The sequence below is a fragment of the Streptomyces sp. NPDC032198 genome (genome assembly GCF_040636975.1).
Classification (GTDB): Bacteria; Actinomycetota; Actinomycetes; order Streptomycetales; family Streptomycetaceae; genus Streptomyces.
The window spans coordinates 362596-376900 of record NZ_JBEZVL010000007.1; the positions used below are offsets into that span (position 1 = coordinate 362596).

14 protein-coding genes and 2 tRNA genes are annotated in these 14305 nt (G+C 70.7%); 10 read left to right on the plus strand and 6 right to left on the minus strand.

Features of this window, described 5'->3' with window-relative positions; translation table 11 throughout:
• Positions 1-31 precede the first annotated feature (31 nt).
• Together AB0E78_RS21135 and AB0E78_RS21140 are read left to right on the plus strand one after the other, a co-directional pair.
• Positions 32-475: a hypothetical protein gene (locus tag AB0E78_RS21135; protein WP_361834428.1), complete on the plus strand. Its 444-nt coding sequence runs from the start codon at positions 32-34 to the stop codon at positions 473-475.
• Positions 476-835: 360 nt separating this feature from the next.
• Positions 836-1006, plus strand: coding sequence for a hypothetical protein (locus AB0E78_RS21140; RefSeq protein ID WP_361834430.1), 171 nt, complete (start codon positions 836-838; stop codon positions 1004-1006).
• A gap of 67 nt (positions 1007-1073) precedes the next feature.
• Here the strand turns inward: AB0E78_RS21140 and AB0E78_RS21145 are convergent, their stop codons facing one another.
• Together AB0E78_RS21145 and AB0E78_RS21150 are read right to left on the minus strand one after the other, a co-directional pair.
• Positions 1074-1646 carry a CGNR zinc finger domain-containing protein gene (locus tag AB0E78_RS21145; RefSeq protein WP_361834433.1) on the minus strand — a complete coding sequence of 191 codons (573 nt, stop codon included), beginning with the start codon at positions 1644-1646 and terminating at the stop codon, positions 1074-1076.
• Between the two features lie 227 nt (positions 1647-1873).
• A complete protein-coding gene (locus AB0E78_RS21150) occupies positions 1874-2287 on the minus strand; it encodes an SsgA family sporulation/cell division regulator (protein ID WP_003959770.1) in 414 nt (137 codons plus the stop codon).
• Positions 2288-2478: 191 nt separating this feature from the next.
• On the opposite strand from AB0E78_RS21150, the gene AB0E78_RS21155 reads away from it, so the two are divergent.
• Entirely contained in the window at positions 2479-2910 is a 432-nt protein-coding gene (locus AB0E78_RS21155; RefSeq protein ID WP_361834436.1) for a TIGR02611 family protein, read from the plus strand.
• A gap of 66 nt (positions 2911-2976) precedes the next feature.
• Positions 2977-3048, plus strand: a tRNA-Val gene (locus AB0E78_RS21160).
• A 116-nt stretch (positions 3049-3164) separates the two neighbouring features.
• Here the strand turns inward: AB0E78_RS21160 and AB0E78_RS21165 are convergent.
• Positions 3165-5660: a hypothetical protein gene (locus AB0E78_RS21165; RefSeq protein ID WP_361834439.1), complete on the minus strand. Its 2496-nt coding sequence runs from the start codon at positions 5658-5660 to the stop codon at positions 3165-3167.
• A 92-nt stretch (positions 5661-5752) separates the two neighbouring features.
• Here AB0E78_RS21165 and AB0E78_RS21170 point away from each other — a divergent pair, with 92 nt between their 5' ends.
• Positions 5753-6199: an SRPBCC family protein gene (locus tag AB0E78_RS21170; RefSeq protein WP_361834441.1), complete on the plus strand. Its 447-nt coding sequence runs from the start codon at positions 5753-5755 to the stop codon at positions 6197-6199.
• Between the two features lie 62 nt (positions 6200-6261).
• Positions 6262-6333: transfer RNA gene (locus AB0E78_RS21175), tRNA-Val, on the plus strand.
• A 61-nt stretch (positions 6334-6394) separates the two neighbouring features.
• On the opposite strand, the gene AB0E78_RS21180 is transcribed toward AB0E78_RS21175, so the two are convergent.
• Positions 6395-7120: a 3'-5' exonuclease gene (locus tag AB0E78_RS21180; RefSeq protein WP_361834444.1), complete on the minus strand. Its 726-nt coding sequence runs from the start codon at positions 7118-7120 to the stop codon at positions 6395-6397.
• A gap of 169 nt (positions 7121-7289) precedes the next feature.
• Between AB0E78_RS21180 and AB0E78_RS21185 the strand changes: the two genes are divergently transcribed.
• The 3 genes from AB0E78_RS21185 to thrS all read left to right on the plus strand — a co-directional run bounded on the left by AB0E78_RS21185 (position 7290) and on the right by thrS (position 11191).
• Positions 7290-7856 (plus strand): DUF4365 domain-containing protein, encoded by a 567-nt coding sequence (locus AB0E78_RS21185; protein WP_361834447.1) that lies wholly within the window; start codon positions 7290-7292, stop codon positions 7854-7856.
• Positions 7853-9094 (plus strand): hypothetical protein, encoded by a 1242-nt coding sequence (locus tag AB0E78_RS21190; RefSeq protein WP_361834689.1) that lies wholly within the window; start codon positions 7853-7855, stop codon positions 9092-9094. Before AB0E78_RS21185 ends, AB0E78_RS21190 begins: the two co-directional genes overlap by 4 nt.
• A 120-nt stretch (positions 9095-9214) precedes the next feature.
• Positions 9215-11191 carry a threonine--tRNA ligase gene (thrS, locus tag AB0E78_RS21195; protein WP_361834449.1) on the plus strand — a complete coding sequence of 659 codons (1977 nt, stop codon included), beginning with the start codon at positions 9215-9217 and terminating at the stop codon, positions 11189-11191.
• A 41-nt stretch (positions 11192-11232) separates the two neighbouring features.
• On the opposite strand, the gene AB0E78_RS21200 is transcribed toward thrS, so the two are convergent.
• Complete coding sequence (locus AB0E78_RS21200) at positions 11233-11898, minus strand: potassium channel family protein (RefSeq protein WP_361834451.1); 666 nt, start codon at positions 11896-11898, stop codon at positions 11233-11235.
• A 67-nt stretch (positions 11899-11965) separates the two neighbouring features.
• Between AB0E78_RS21200 and AB0E78_RS21205 the strand changes: the two genes are divergently transcribed.
• Positions 11966-12529 (plus strand): HIT domain-containing protein, encoded by a 564-nt coding sequence (locus AB0E78_RS21205; RefSeq protein WP_361834454.1) that lies wholly within the window; start codon positions 11966-11968, stop codon positions 12527-12529.
• 6 nt (positions 12530-12535) lie between these two features.
• Here the strand turns inward: AB0E78_RS21205 and AB0E78_RS21210 are convergent, their stop codons facing one another.
• Positions 12536-14203 (minus strand): hypothetical protein, encoded by a 1668-nt coding sequence (locus AB0E78_RS21210; RefSeq protein ID WP_361834456.1) that lies wholly within the window; start codon positions 14201-14203, stop codon positions 12536-12538.
• Between the last annotated feature and the right edge of the window lie 102 nt (positions 14204-14305).

The following is a 14305-nucleotide window of genomic DNA, read 5'->3' on the forward strand; positions in this document are numbered from 1 at the left end:
ACCGTCTACGCCCGCACGCCTGGAGGACCGGATGATTGCCGAGACCGTCTGTTCCGCCGTATCCGCGGCCGGCCTCGGCATTGCCGCGATCACGGCCTACCGCAAGCGTTTCCTCGCGGCCACGCGCCTTGCCGCCTACTCGCTGGTCCCGGTCGCCCTCGTGATGACCGGTGTCGTCGGATGGCTGTCGGACACCGCCTTCAGCATGAAGGCGTGGGCCGGCTTCGGGGTGCTCGGCGTCGCCTGGCTCCTCTTTATGATCACTCGCACCGTGGAGCGCCGCTCCGGAGGCACCCGCAAGGAGCGCAAGGCCGCGAAGGCGGCCCAGCGCGATGCGGTGGCCCCCGCGGCGTCCGCACCCTCCCTGGGCCAGGGCGCCCGCCCGGCCGCCCAGCCCGCGGCTCAGTCGAAGGCCGCCGCGCCCAAGGAGGACTTCAGCGACATCGAGGCCATCCTGAAGAAGCACGGCATCTGAGACCGGCATCTGAGACCGGCATCTGAGACCGGCCTCAGAGAGCGGCTTAGAGAGCGGAGCGCCACGGCACTCGTGCGCGAGGCGGTCAGCCGGGGAACGCGGGGTCGGGGAGCGGCACCAGCGCGGCAGCGGTCGTGCCGAGCGCGGTCGTCAACATCCGTCTGCGTTCGATGCCCATCGGAGTCCCTCGTTCGTGTGGACGGCGGTGCCCCCGAGTCTGACGAGGCGCGTCGCTGCTGGGTCATGGCCGGAACGCGCGGGACGCTGGACTTTCGCAGGTCACGGAATGCGGCGAACTCCCGCGCTTTCCGGGCGTGTTGGTCATCGGCACCTCCGCGACTGAGTCATCATCGCGGCGAGATGCTGGACACCGCACAGGGCGATGCCGCCCCGCCGACCGATGAGCGAGCCGCGACGGAAGAGCCCAAGGGCTGTCTGTTCGCGCTCTCCCAACCACCCCTGATGATCTTCCTGGCGGTGATCGGTGTGCTGATCCTGATGGGGTCGCTGCACGATCTGCTGCGGCTCTAGCGGGAGGCTCGGGAGGCTCGGGGGGCCTCGGCGGGGGAAAGCGCCGGGTCCACGCCGCGGCAGGGGCTCAGCCCGCGGCTTCCTTGCGCCGGGCCCGGTAAGCGGCGACGTGCAGCCGGTTGCCGCAGGTGCGGCTGTCGCAGTAGCGGCGTGAGCGGTTACGGGAGAGGTCGACGAAGGCGTGCCGGCAGTCGGGGGCCTCGCAGCGTCGCAGCCGCTCCTGCTCGCCGGCGACCACGAAGAAGGCGAGCGCCATCCCGCAGTCCGCCGCGAGGTGGTCGGCGATGGAGGCGCCGGGCGCGAAGTAGTGCACGTGCCAGTCGTAGCCGTCGTGGTCGGTGAGGCGGGGCGTGGTGCCCGCCGCCGCGATCAGCTCGTTGATCACTGCCGCCGCGGCCTGCGGCTCGGGTGCCGCGAAGACTTCCTGGAAGCGGCCCCGGATGTGCCGGACCCCGGTCAGGTCACGCTCCGTGAGTACCCCGACGTCGCTTATGTCGTGGTTTCGTACGAACTCGCCCAGGGCCGCCAGGTCCGCGAGCCCCTCCGTCCCGCCGCTCGCCGCGCTCTCGGTGTCCGGTGCGGTGTTCACCAGATCGACCACGGCGTCGAGTGCGCACCGGGTGTCGTGGGTGATCAGCACGATTTGCTCCCTGGCCTGGGGGTGGTGGGGGTCCCCCCTGCTCGTTGAGAGCGTGGAAGGGTGCCCGCCGGTGCTGGCCGATGCTAGCGGCTTCACGACACGACACACCGGCGCCGTCCCCGCGGGAATCCGCGGCGACGGCGCCGGTGTGTCTGCTCTGTGCGGTTGTCATGCCCGAGCCGTCGCCCCGAGTCGGACGGCGCCGGGCGCTCTCGCGCGGCCTGGAACTAACTTTCGGCCAGGATGTGCGAGAGCTCCGTATCCAGATCGAAGTGGCGGTGTTCCGTACCGGGAGGCACGGCCGCGTCGGTTCGCTTCAGGAACGATTCCAGGGCCCGCGCCGGGGCCTCGAGCAGAGCCTCACCCTCGGGGGAACTCAGGGCGATGCAGACAACACCCTGACCGTGGCTCCGGGACGGCCAGACTCGGACGTCGCCGGTACCGGTGGGCCGGTGCAGGCCCTCGGCGAGGAGGTCGCGGGCGAACACCCACTCGACGGTTTCCTCGGCTCCGGTGTGGAAGGTGGCGTGCACGGCATAGGGATCGGCCGTGTCATACCGCAGTCCTGCGGGTACAGGCAGTGAGGACTCGCTCGACACAACGAGGCGCAGGTGCAGCTCGCAGCTGACCGTGGTGTTCATAAGCGCCAGGGCCTTTCGCTCAGTGTGCGCTCGGGGATTCGCACGTCGGCGAAATCGACATGCCACCTACGGTGCCGTTGTAAACCCCTCTGAGGGTTTTGGGTGTCTTTAGGTAGCTCGTACGGCGGGTTGTTCGTTCGGTTGGTACAGCCATTCCAGTGACGGGTTTCCGTCCGGTAGGGTTTGGCCGTATGAATACGGGGAGTAACGAGCCGGAGGTTGCCGAAACAATCGCCGGCACGAAGGACGAACAGCCGCTCGGATCGCGTGCGCCGGAGTTCATCCAGGCCCGCAAGGCGCTGCACCTCAGCTGGCAGGTGGGCGTCTTCATCGTCGGCCTCGCCGTGGTGGCCGCGGGCATCGTCATGCTGCCGCTGCCCGGGCCCGGCTGGCTGGTGATCTTCGGCGGAATGGCGATCTGGGCGACCGAGTTCGTCTGGGCCCAGCTGGTGCTTCGCTGGACGAAGCGGAAGGTCACGGAGGCGGCGCAGCGTGCGCTCGACCCCAAGGTGCGCCGCCGGAACATCATCCTGACGACCATCGGCCTGGTGATCATCGCCGTACTGGTCGGGATCTACGTCTGGAAGTTCGGCTTCGAGATGCCGTGGAAGATCAAGGAGTGACCCGCGGGTGACTCCGAGGCGGTCGGAGGCACCCGCTGACATGCGGTAATGTTCTCCGTGCGCCCGGGGCGATTAGCTCAGTGGGAGAGCGCTTCGTTCACACCGAAGAGGTCACTGGTTCGAACCCAGTATCGCCCACCCCGGAACTGCGGCCCGGAGGCTTAAAGCCTCCGGGCCGCAGTCGTATTCGCTCGATTTCCCGTGTGGCAGAAGGAAATTGATACTCCGTCGGCTGTCGCCGCGGAAAAGCGGAGTCAGTGCATTCTGCCGAGAACGTCACGGACCCGGCGTGCGTCGCGCAGCCGCTGTTCATACGTCGCGCCGATCGCGAGGAGCAGAAGCCCGGCGAGTGCCGGCGGCAGCCAGCGCGGCAGGGTGTCCACCACTTGGACGATGTAGGGCGCCAGTTCGTGCAGGGCGTCCAGGGCGAGGACCGTGCCGCCGAGCACCAGGGGCGCCTGCAGCCGGTGCCGGGCGCCCGCCAGCGTGATCAGCAGGGCCGCACTGCCGAGGATCAGCGGACGCTGCCAGTGGGCGTCGCTCCAGGCGGCGACGAGGCTCGGCAGGAGGGTCGCCGCGAGGCCGGGGCCGTAGGCCGTCCAGGAGGACGTCTCGGGGGCGCGGCGCAGGCGCAGGGCGCCGATCAGCAGAGCGGGGACGGTGACCGGCAGGGTGTAGGCCTCCGGGGTCGTGACGTCCCAGGCGGCCAGCCGCACCCAGCTCGCCAGGAGGAACAGCACCCCGGCCGCGTATCCGGCCCGGCGGCGGTCCGTGCGGAGCGCGGTGCCCGCGGCGATGACGCCGCCGAGCGCGAGGGCCAGGGCGAGGGTCGCCGTGTGCCCCGCGGTGAGGACGATCGCGAGCCCGCCCGCGACGGCTCCGGTGATCTCGACCGGCGGCGTCAGCGGATGCGGGCCGAGCCGGGCCGCGGAGAGGGCGCTGAGCGCCGGGACGACGAGCACGAGCAGCCCGATGTGCTCAGGACGCAGGTCCCAGGCCGTGCCCGCGGCAGACAGGAACGCGGTGGCGTACGCGACGGTGGCGCAGGCAGCGGCGGGCGCGGCGCCCGGCGCGGCGGTCCGGCGGCGGGCGGCGAACACGGTCGCCGCCAGGAACAGCACGGTCAGGGCGCCGAGGGTGCCGAGCGTCGCCTCAACGCTTGCCAGCGCCAAGAACGCGACGCTCACCGAGGAGCTGACCGCCAGGCCCAGCGAGGTGAGGCCGACCGCCTTCGATCCGACACGCGACGCGACGGCGAGCAGGGCACCGGCCAGCGCGACATACGCCGACACCCCGATCGCGTACGGGAGTTGGAGTGCGGACGGCAGGACGAGGAGGGCGGCCCAGGCGAGGGTCAGGGCGGCGCAGCGGGTGGCGCTGATGGCGTCGAGGGGCGGTGTGCTCGTGGGCGCTGCGGCGGGACCCGTGCCAGGAGCTGAGGCAGGGGCGGCCGCGGTGTGGCCCTGTGGTGCTTCCCCGGGGTGTTCGAGGGCCGGGAGCAGGAGTCGGTGCGCCGTGGACAGGACCCCGGCCACGGTGGCGAGGACGAGTGCTGCCATGACGGGGTGCTGCACGGGCAGTCCGGGGAGGGCGAGCGCGTCGTCCATGTCCCGCGGTGCGCCCGACCATGCCTTTGCCGCCCAATTCGTGGGACCAAGGAGAGCGGTGACGACCGCCGGAAGCGTCCACAGTGCCGCGAGCGCCTGCACCAGGAGTGCCGCACCGGCGATGCCGCGCAGGACCGGGCGGGGCAGTGCGGTGCGTACGACCGCCAATAGTGCGACGGCGCACACCAGATAGGCGGGGACCGTCCAGGCGGCGGGCAGTGCCTCGCGCAGCACGCCACCGGTCGCGGCGGCGATGAGCAGACCGCCCGCGAACGCCGAAGCCGTTGCCGCCGGGGGTTCCGCGATCAGCCATGCCGCCACCAGCGCGATCGACGCGCCCAGTATCAGGAGCGCCCCGGCCGCCGCCGCGGCGGGCAGATCCGTGGCCGACCAGGACAACTGCCCGGCGGCCAGCGCGCCCCACAGTCCCGTGGCGCAGGCGCCGACGGTCGCGACGGTGCGGATGACCGGGTCGCTCACCCGCAGCGCGACGGCGGCATCGAGCGCCGCCGTCACCAGAAGCGCCGCCGCCGTCGCGTGGTCACCCGCGTCCGCGGCCCGCGCCCACAGGAACAGGGGAAGCTGACCGGTCACCACGGCCAGCGGCAAGGGCAGCCGCAGCGAGCGGAAGGAGAGGCCGTACGCCGTCCACAGCGCGGCCAGCACGGCGGACGCCGCCGCGGTGTAGCCGAGGGCATCGGCCCGCGGCAGGGCGACAGCATGGACGGCGTACGCGTCGAGGACGGTCAGAGCGAGGCCGAGCGCGGCCACCGTCTCCGCCGTCGAGCGCAGCTTGCGGCGCAGCAGCAGCACGGGCACGCCGAGCGCCGTCAGCGTCACGGCCGCCAGGACCGCGCTGCGCCCGCCGATGCCCAGGTGCCCCCAGCTCACCAGCGTGAAGGCGACCGCCGCGATCGTCAGGAGGATGCCGCCGAGTGTGAGCAGCGCGTTCTGCACGTTCGGCGGTGTGGCCTCGGGAGCACGGACCTGCCGTGGAGGAGGAGGCGCGGGCGTGGCAGCCCTCGGGAGGGCGCCGATCAGCCAGGCGCGGCGTTGCAGCAACTGCGTCCTGCGCGCGTCGAGTCCGCGCAGCTCCAGGTCGAGGATGCGAAGCTCCTCGGCCGGGGACGGAATGTTCGTCATGTCCGTGGAGTGTGGTCCAGGACACGTCGCCGGGCATGGGCGCGGATACTCAGTACGTACTCAGATCGGTGCCTTACCGGCAGACTCGGTCCATGGACTGGAGTCACTACCGCTTCCGCAGTGTCTGGAACGTGCCCGCGCCACCCGCCGACGTGTACGCCGTCCTCGAACGCGCCGAGGACTATCCGGCGTGGTGGCCGCAGGTGCGGGAGGTGACCCCCGTCGACGACCACACCGGCACCGCGCGCTTCCGCTCCCTGCTGCCGTACGACCTGTTCGTCACCGCCGAGGAACGGCGCCGCGACCCGGCCGCCGGGATCCTGGAGATCGTGATGACCGGGGATCTGGACGGCTGGGCGCGCTGGACCGTCACGGCGGTGCCGGGCGGGACGCGGGCCCTCTACGACCAGGAAGTGGTGGTGCGCAAACCGCTGATGCGACGCCTCGCCGTCCCCGGGAGACCCGTCTTCCTCCTCAACCACGCGCTGATGATGCGCGGGGGAGAGCGAGGCCTGAAGGCGCACCTCAGAGGAGACTGAGGGCATTCGTGGAAGCGGTTTGAAGGAAACCCGCGAAGACCTGTAGTGTTCAGTCCGTTCCCGGGCGATTAGCTCAGTGGGAGAGCGCTTCGTTCACACCGAAGAGGTCACTGGTTCGAACCCAGTATCGCCCACCCGGAGAATGCCGGTCCGTCACCGACGGACCGGTTTTTTCATGCCCGAAGACAGCATGTGTCAGGCCGCCGCCGGAAGTTCGGGACGCAGCGGCCATGCCGGATCCACCGTCTCCGGCGTACCACTGCGCGCGAACCAGGCCTGCAGACCGCGCGCCTGCGCCGCGTGCCACACCGCCTGCAACGCGTGCAGCTCGGCCGCCGAGAGCCGCTCGAGCCGGGACGCGAAACGCTTTCCCACGGCTCGTACGACATCCAGCGCGGCCTGCGCGTCGGCCGCCGCGTCATGCGCCTCGTCCAGCTCCACCGCGTAGTGCGCGCACAGATCGGTGAGCGTGCGGCGGCCCTTGCGGTACCGGTCGAGCTGCTTGTCCAGGACCCGCGGATCCAGGACGCACAGCGGTGAGCCCGCTATGTAGTGACCGAGCGACGACGCGCGATGCCTGCGCAACTCCCGGTCCAGGATCGTCAGATCGAACGGTGCGTTCATGACGACCAGGGGGCGGCCCGCGGCGCCCTGTTCCGCCAGTTCCCTCGCTATCTCCTCCATCACCGGGGCGGGCCATCGGCCGTTGTGCTGCAGATGCTCCTCCGTCAGGCCGTGCACCGCGGTGGCCCCCTCGGGCACCGGAACGCCCGGGTTCACCAGCCAGCGCGTGATCCGCGGGCGGGTGCCCGCACCTTGCTGGACGACGACGGCGGCCGACACAATGCGGTCGGTCTCGACGTCGACGCCCGTGGTCTCCGTGTCGAATGCGGCCAAGGGCCCCTCGTACCAGCACGTCATAGTGACGCAACTCCTCGATCATGTCCGGCAGATGGCTGTTCTCCCCCTGCCCACACCGGTGATACCCGGGCCGTTTGCGCTGTACGCGGCCCGGAGACAACAGAGGTACAGGGCTTGGACGTTGACCGGCCCGATGCGGGGATTCACTGGTTCGGAAGGCTCGTTGGACATGGCGCTCGCGCAGCCCGAACAGGGTGGGCTGCTGCCCGAGCGGATCGCACCGCCGCGCGGCACACTCGCCACCACCGCCTGTATGGAGACCCTTCAGGTGGGTTATCTGCACGCCGTCGCCGCCGCGGCGGGGTGCTCGCTCTCCCAGCCCTTTCCCGACAACGGCATCGACTGGCACGTCAGCCACAGCGCCCCCGGGCACACGGTCGACGACGAAGTCACCATCAAGGTGCAGCTCAAGTGCACCTACCAGATACCGCCGAACCCGGCGGGTCCGGCTTTCTCCTTCACTCTCGACAACCCCCACCTGGAGAAGCTCGCCCGCACCCCGGTCTCGGTGCACAAGATCCTGGTCGTGATGCTCGTGCCCCGGTCGCAGGACGACTGGCTGCGGGCGAGCCATGACCGGCTCGACCTGCGGCACTGCTGCTACTGGACCAACCTCGCCGGACACCAGGTGACCGGCCGGCGCAGGACGACCGTCCGTGTCCCGACCTCGCGGATCTTCGACGACAGGGCCCTCTGCGAGATCATGACGCGGGTCGGGACGGGAGGGAGACCCTGATGCACCGCCCGATGGAAGAGCCACTACGCCCCGTCCGCCCCCACCCCGTCGAAGCCGCGGCCGGCTGGCCCGGCCCGCAGGCACCGCTGGGTCCCCCCGAGCCCTCGCAGGTCGACCCCGCCGTACTCGGCGCGCTGCTCGCCCGGCACGGCTGGCGCCGGCGCGGGGGAGCGGCAGGGCGCTACGCCCGCTGGACCCCGCCGGGGCCCGGCGGTGGCGGCACGAGTCTGCTGGTCCCGGAGAACAGGGCCTTCCCGGACTGCGAGGACCTGCTCGGCGAGGCGCTCACCGCCCTGGCGCGCAGCGCGTCGCCGTCCGCGCGCGACGTGCTCGTGGGGCTCACCGTGCCCAGCGACGAGATCCGCTGGTGCCGGGACGTACCGGCCGGTCCCGCGGGCGCGGCCACCTGGACGGCGGAGGAACAACTGCGGTCGGCGGCACGGCAGATGCTGCTCGCCGGAGCCCTCGCGGCGCGCGGCCGTGCCGGGTACTACGGGGCGCGGCACCGCGGGCCCGCCGCCGCGTCCCTGGAGAGCGTCCTGGTCGGGCCCGCTCCGGGCGGGCGGCAGCTCACCGCGTTCGTGCCCGTCCTGACCGGGCGGCTCATCGCGGTACGGCTGCACCAGGCGCTGTACGCGGTCCGCGAGGCCGTGGACTACCAGCGCGCCACCGGTGGCATGGACGCCTTCGACGGCGCCGTCGAGGCAGGCGTCAGCCATGAGCTGACGGAGGCCGTCGTCGCCCTGGTGCGGGGCACGGAGGGGGCGCGGGTCGCGGTGGACTGGGCGCCCGCGGCCGGGGTGCCCGAGGGGTGCGCCGTCGACGCCGAGCCCGTCGAGTTCTCGCCCGGTGATCTGACGGTGCTGCGGGAGGCGAGCGCCCGCTATCTGCGGGACGAGCCGGCGATGCCGGTGCGGATCACGGGGGCCGTGGTGCGGATGCGGCGGTCGGGGCCGCGGGGAGAGGGCACGGTGCGGGTCCGGGTGCTCGCGGGCGCCGACGTCCCCCACGTACGCATGACCCTTGACGAGGAGTCGTACCGCATCGCGGGCCATGCCCATCTGGTGGGGCTGCCGATCCGGGTGCACGGACGCCTGGAGAGCAGGGGCGGGTTCCGGCGGCTCACCGGGGCCTCCGGGGTGGCGCCCGTGCAGGTGGACGAGGGCGAGAAGGACCGCCTGATGAAGTCGCTCCAGGAGAATCTCGACTTCTTCGAGGAGGCGTGCAGCGGGGACTGAGGCGGGGCGCGGCGGGGGCCGGGGAGAGAACCGTTTCGCGATGGGCGCCCCCGGCTCGGTACGATTCGTTTCGCGCGCAGGAGCAGACTGCCGCGACCCCCTTCAGGTAGGAGAAGACCGGTGTCAGACGTCCGTGTGATCATCCAACGCGATTCCGAGCGGGAAGAGCGCGTGGTGACGACGGGCACTACGGCCGCCGAACTCTTCCCCGGAGAGCGCACCATCGTCGCCGCCCGCGTGGCCGGCGAGCTGAAGGACCTCGCGTACGCCGTGCGGGACGGCGAGGAGATCGAGCCGGTCGAGATCTCCTCCGAGGACGGCCTGAACATCCTGCGCCACTCCACCGCGCACGTGATGGCCCAGGCCGTGCAGGAGCTCTTCCCCGAGGCCAAGCTGGGCATCGGCCCGCCGGTCAAGGACGGTTTCTACTACGACTTCGACGTCGAGAAGCCGTTCACGCCCGAGGACCTCAAGGCCGTCGAGAAGAAGATGCAGGAGATCCAGAAGCGCGGCCAGCGCTTCTCGCGCCGCGTCGTCACCGACGAGGCCGCCCGCGAGGAGCTCGCCGACGAGCCGTACAAGCTGGAGCTCATCGGCATCAAGGGCTCCGCGTCCAGTGACGACGGCGCGGACGTCGAGGTGGGCGGCGGCGAGCTGACCATCTACGACAACCTCGACCCGAAGTCCGGCGACCTGTGCTGGAAGGACCTCTGCCGCGGTCCCCACCTGCCCACCACCCGCAACATCCCGGCGTTCAAGCTGATGCGCAACGCCGCCGCGTACTGGCGCGGCAGCGAGAAGAACCCGATGCTCCAGCGCATCTACGGCACCGCCTGGCCCACCAAGGACGAGCTCAAGGCGCACCTGGAGTTCCTCGCCGAGGCCGAGAAGCGCGACCACCGCAAGCTGGGCAACGAGCTGGACCTGTTCTCCATCCCCGAGCAGATCGGCTCCGGCCTCGCGGTCTTCCACCCCAAGGGCGGCATCATCCGCCGGGTCATGGAGGACTACTCCCGCAAGCGGCACGAGGAGGAGGGGTACGAGTTCGTCTACACCCCGCACGCCACGAAGGGGAAGCTCTTCGAGACCTCGGGCCACCTGGACTGGTACGCCGACGGCATGTACCCGCCCATGCAGCTCGACGAGGGCGTGGACTACTACCTCAAGCCCATGAACTGCCCGATGCACAACCTGATCTTCGACGCGCGCGGGCGTTCGTACCGTGAACTGCCGCTGCGCCTCTTCGAGTTCGGCACCGTGTACCGGTACGAGAAGTCGGGTGTCGTGCACGGTCTGACCCGTGCCCGCGGCTTCACCCAGGACGACGCGCACATCTACTGCACCAAGGAGCAGATGGCGGACGAGCTCGACTCGACGCTGACCTTCGTGCTGAACCTGCTGCGCGACTACGGCCTGACCGACTTCTACCTGGAGCTGTCCACCAAGGACCCGGAGAAGTTCGTCGGCTCGGACGAGATCTGGGAAGAGGCCACCGAGACGCTGCGCAAGGTCGCCGAGAAGCAGGGCCTCCCGCTGGTCCCGGACCCGGGCGGCGCCGCGTTCTACGGCCCGAAGATCTCCGTGCAGTGCAAGGACGCCATCGGCCGCACCTGGCAGATGTCGACCGTGCAGCTCGACTTCAACCTGCCGGAGCGCTTCAACCTGGAGTACACCTCGCCGGACGGCTCCAAGCAGCGTCCGGTGATGATCCACCGTGCCCTCTTCGGGTCGATCGAGCGGTTCTTCGCGGTGCTCCTGGAGCACTACGCGGGCGCCATGCCGCCGTGGCTCGCCCCCGTGCAGGCGGTCGGCATCCCCGTCGGGGACGCGCACATCCCGTACCTCCAGGAGTTCGCGGCCGAGGCCAAGAAGAAGGGCCTGCGGGTCGACGTGGACGCCTCGTCGGACCGTATGCAGAAGAAGATCAGGACGCAGCAGAAGCTGAAGGTCCCGTTCATGATCATCGTCGGTGACGACGACATGAACGCGGGCACGATCTCCTTCCGCTACCGCGACGGCTCGCAGGAGAACGGCATCCCGCGCGACGAGGCGCTGGCCAAGCTGCTCGACGTGGTGGAGAGCCGCCAGCAGGTGTGACCCCCTCCCGCTGACGCGGCGAGACGAGGCCCCCGGGACGTTCAGCGCCCCGGGGGCCTCTCGTTGTCCTCGGGGTCCTCCCGCGCGAACACCTGGAGCAGCCACGACGAGAACGACCCCGTCACCGCGCCGAGCAGCGCGAGGCCGCACGCCATCATGCCCACCGCGATCAGGCGCCCCATCGGCGTCACGGGCGACACATCGCCGTAGCCCACGGTCGCCAGCGTGGCCGCCGCCCACCACACCGCGTCCCCGAACGTATGGATCGTCGTGCCCCGTGCCGTGTGCTCCTGCTGGTAGACGGCGAGCGCCCCGGTGAAGCCGAGGAGCAGCGCGGAGAGACCGGCGTACGTGACCACGCGCGCGTGCAGCGCGAGACGCGGCCTCCCGTGTCTGCGCTGGACGGCCTCGTAGACGTGCACGACGCGCAGCGGCCGCAGCAGGGGCAGAACGAGGACCAGGGTGTCCAGCCAGTGGGTGCGCACGAAGCGGGGGCCCTGCCCGCTCAGCCGCCACCGCACCGCGTAGTCCACGGCGAACGCGGCCCAGGCGGCCAGGAGCACCGCCAGGCAGACGCCCCGCCACACCGCGGGCAGCCCGGCGGCGAGGACCCATACCGCGTACACGGTCAGGTAGAGCAGCGAGGCCACGGCGAGCGGAGCCTCCGTGCGGTTCTCCCAGCGTGCCTGACGCCTTTCATCCCTCATCGCCCCAGCTTCGCGGTGCTGCGCCCGGCGGGCGCCCCGCCGACACGCTTCGATCGGGCGAAGTCATATGCTGCACTGCATGACGAGTGAGCCGGAGCAGCAGATCGGAGTGGGGACGCAGGACGCGTTCCAGCGCCTGTGGACGCCCCACCGGATGGCGTACATCCAGGGCGAGAACAAGCCGAGCGGCCCGGGGGCCGACGACGGCTGTCCCTTCTGCTCCATCCCGGCCAAATCCGACGAGGACGGCCTGGTGATCGCGCGGGGCGAGCAGGTGTACGCGGTGCTCAACCTCTACCCGTACAACGGCGGCCACTTGATGGTCGTGCCCTACCGCCACGTCGCCGACTACACGGAGCTGACCGCCCCGGAGACGGCCGAACTCGCCGAGCTCACCAAGCAGGCCATGACGGCCCTGCGCACCGCCTCAGGCGCGCACGGCTTCAACATCGGCATGAACCAGGGCACGGTCGCCGGCGCCGGCATCGCCGCGCATCTGCACCAGCACATCGTGCCGCGCTGGGGCGGGGACACGAACTTCATGCCGGTCGTCGGCCACACGAAGATCCTTCCGCAGCTGCTCGCGGACACCCGCAAGATGCTGGCCGACGCCTGGCCCGCCGCTCTCTGACGCGCCTCACGCGTCGTACACGTCCGCCTTCCTCGGCATCGGGTCCTGGACCATCCCGCTGAGGAGGCCGGAGCGGTTGCCGAACTTCGCCGTGTCGACGCCGTTCTCCTCGAGGACCTTGATGGCCGCCGAGTGCACTACGCGGAGCACCGGGGTGGCGGCGCGCAGCGCGTCGTCGGCCATGAAGCGGTGCCGCCACGGCTTGTCAGCCCAGGCGTGCCGCAGCCCGAAGGGCTCGGGAAGCACCAGCTTGCCGCCGAGGTGGTCCAGGATCGGCGGATACCACGTGAAGGGCGCACGCACCGCGAGGCGCACGACCTCGTCGGCGTCGATCAGCGGCAGCTTGCGCTCCATGGTCTCCCAGAACTTGATGGGCTTGGCGACACTCTTGACCTTGGGGTCGGGCTTGCTGGTGAACAGCGAGTGGACCGGGCCGAGCGCGTGGCCGGTGACCTCGATGCGCAGGGTCTCGTGCAGGACGGTCACCGTGATCAGCATCGTGATGACCAGCTGACCGTCCCAGAGAGTGAACTGGCAGCCCAGATAGTGCCGGTCGCCGCCGCCGAACTGCTGCTCGTTGCAGATCCGCTGTATCTCGTGGCCGCGGACCTGGAAGGCCTCGACCTCCGTGCCGCCGGGGCGGGAGACCGCCTTCGCGTTCTCCCCGACGGGGGAGACGATCCAGTGCTTTATCGACGGGGTCGGAAAGCCGCCGGTGTGCAGGGGGCCGCGTTCCAGCATGCGCAGCTGGTCGTGCACGGCCCGTATGACGTCCCAGCTGCGGAACGGATGGATCTCCGTGCCTTCCTTGCTGGACACCAGCTCCTCGGCCAGCTGCCAGCTGCCCCAGCGCGTGCCCATGCCCAGTATTCCCTTGGGCCCCGCGTAGAAGACCGAGTTGCTCTGCTGCTCGGCGGAGAGGCGGGCCAGGCCCTGGCGCAGCTGCTCGGCGGTCGTCTCGCCCGGACTGCCCGGCACCGCCTCGGGGATCTTGGCGCCGATGCCGCCGCCGGCCAGCAGGCTCGACCAGCGGTCGCGCAGGTCCCTCGCGGTGCGCTCGGCGATCAGCTTGGCCCAGAACCAGCCGGCCACGGGGACGACGATCGCCGCGCGGATGTACCAGCCGAGGAGGCCGCCGATCGGCAGCTTGATGAGGAAGATCACGGCGAGGACTCCCACGGCGACCATCACGGCCGTCGCGATCGCGCTCGCCCGCTTGTTGTCCCGCTTGACGACCGCCTGCTTGGCCGTGAAGAGCAACAGCCACAGGAGCAGTCCGGGCAGGAACAGCAGCCCGCACAGCACCATCACGAGGGTGAGCCAGCGGTCGCGCTCCTTGCGGATGTTGTTCGCCGCGAGGCAGTGCTCGACGATCGACTGCGGCTCCATGCCGAACGACTGGATGAGCGGCTTGCGCGCGCCGCCGAGCATCCGCACCTGCACGGCACGCGCGAACGCCTCGCCCAGATTGGGTGCGAAGAGGGACCAGAGGCCCTTGTGCACCTCGGACTTGTGCCACTCGTTGTTGGCGTCGAGGATCTTCGACACCTTGTCGTCGCGGTACGCGGCCGACGCGAGGGCATTCGTCGCCGCCGTCTGTCCCGCGGTCCCGGACAGGGGGACCTGGGCCCCGGGCCTGAAGTCGAATCCGTCGTCCGCCACTGCCGCCCCCATCGCCGCACTGTCTCGCTGCTGCGGCTCTTCCCGACTTCCTTGCCTGGCACACCTGTTGATCAGGTCATCAGCGTATCGGTGTGCACCGGCATCCGGCAGGGC

Excerpts from the sequence above, each read along its gene's own strand:
- AB0E78_RS21135 (WP_361834428.1), top strand. The coding sequence starts at position 32 with ATGATTGCCGAGACCGTCTGTTCCGCCGTATCCGCGGCCGGCCTCGGC.
- AB0E78_RS21140 (WP_361834430.1), top strand. The coding sequence starts at position 836 with ATGCTGGACACCGCACAGGGCGATGCCGCCCCGCCGACCGATGAGCGA.
- AB0E78_RS21150 (WP_003959770.1), bottom strand. The coding sequence starts at position 2,287 with ATGAACACCACGGTCAGCTGCGAGCTGCACCTGCGCCTCGTTGTGTCG.
- AB0E78_RS21155 (WP_361834436.1), top strand. The coding sequence starts at position 2,479 with ATGAATACGGGGAGTAACGAGCCGGAGGTTGCCGAAACAATCGCCGGC.
- AB0E78_RS21165 (WP_361834439.1), bottom strand. The coding sequence starts at position 5,660 with ATGACGAACATTCCGTCCCCGGCCGAGGAGCTTCGCATCCTCGACCTG.
- AB0E78_RS21170 (WP_361834441.1), top strand. The coding sequence starts at position 5,753 with ATGGACTGGAGTCACTACCGCTTCCGCAGTGTCTGGAACGTGCCCGCG.
- AB0E78_RS21180 (WP_361834444.1), bottom strand. The coding sequence starts at position 7,120 with ATGACGTGCTGGTACGAGGGGCCCTTGGCCGCATTCGACACGGAGACC.
- AB0E78_RS21185 (WP_361834447.1), top strand. The coding sequence starts at position 7,290 with ATGGCGCTCGCGCAGCCCGAACAGGGTGGGCTGCTGCCCGAGCGGATC.
- AB0E78_RS21200 (WP_361834451.1), bottom strand. The coding sequence starts at position 11,898 with ATGAGGGATGAAAGGCGTCAGGCACGCTGGGAGAACCGCACGGAGGCT.
- AB0E78_RS21205 (WP_361834454.1), top strand. The coding sequence starts at position 11,966 with ATGCTGCACTGCATGACGAGTGAGCCGGAGCAGCAGATCGGAGTGGGG.
- AB0E78_RS21210 (WP_361834456.1), bottom strand. The coding sequence starts at position 14,203 with ATGGGGGCGGCAGTGGCGGACGACGGATTCGACTTCAGGCCCGGGGCC.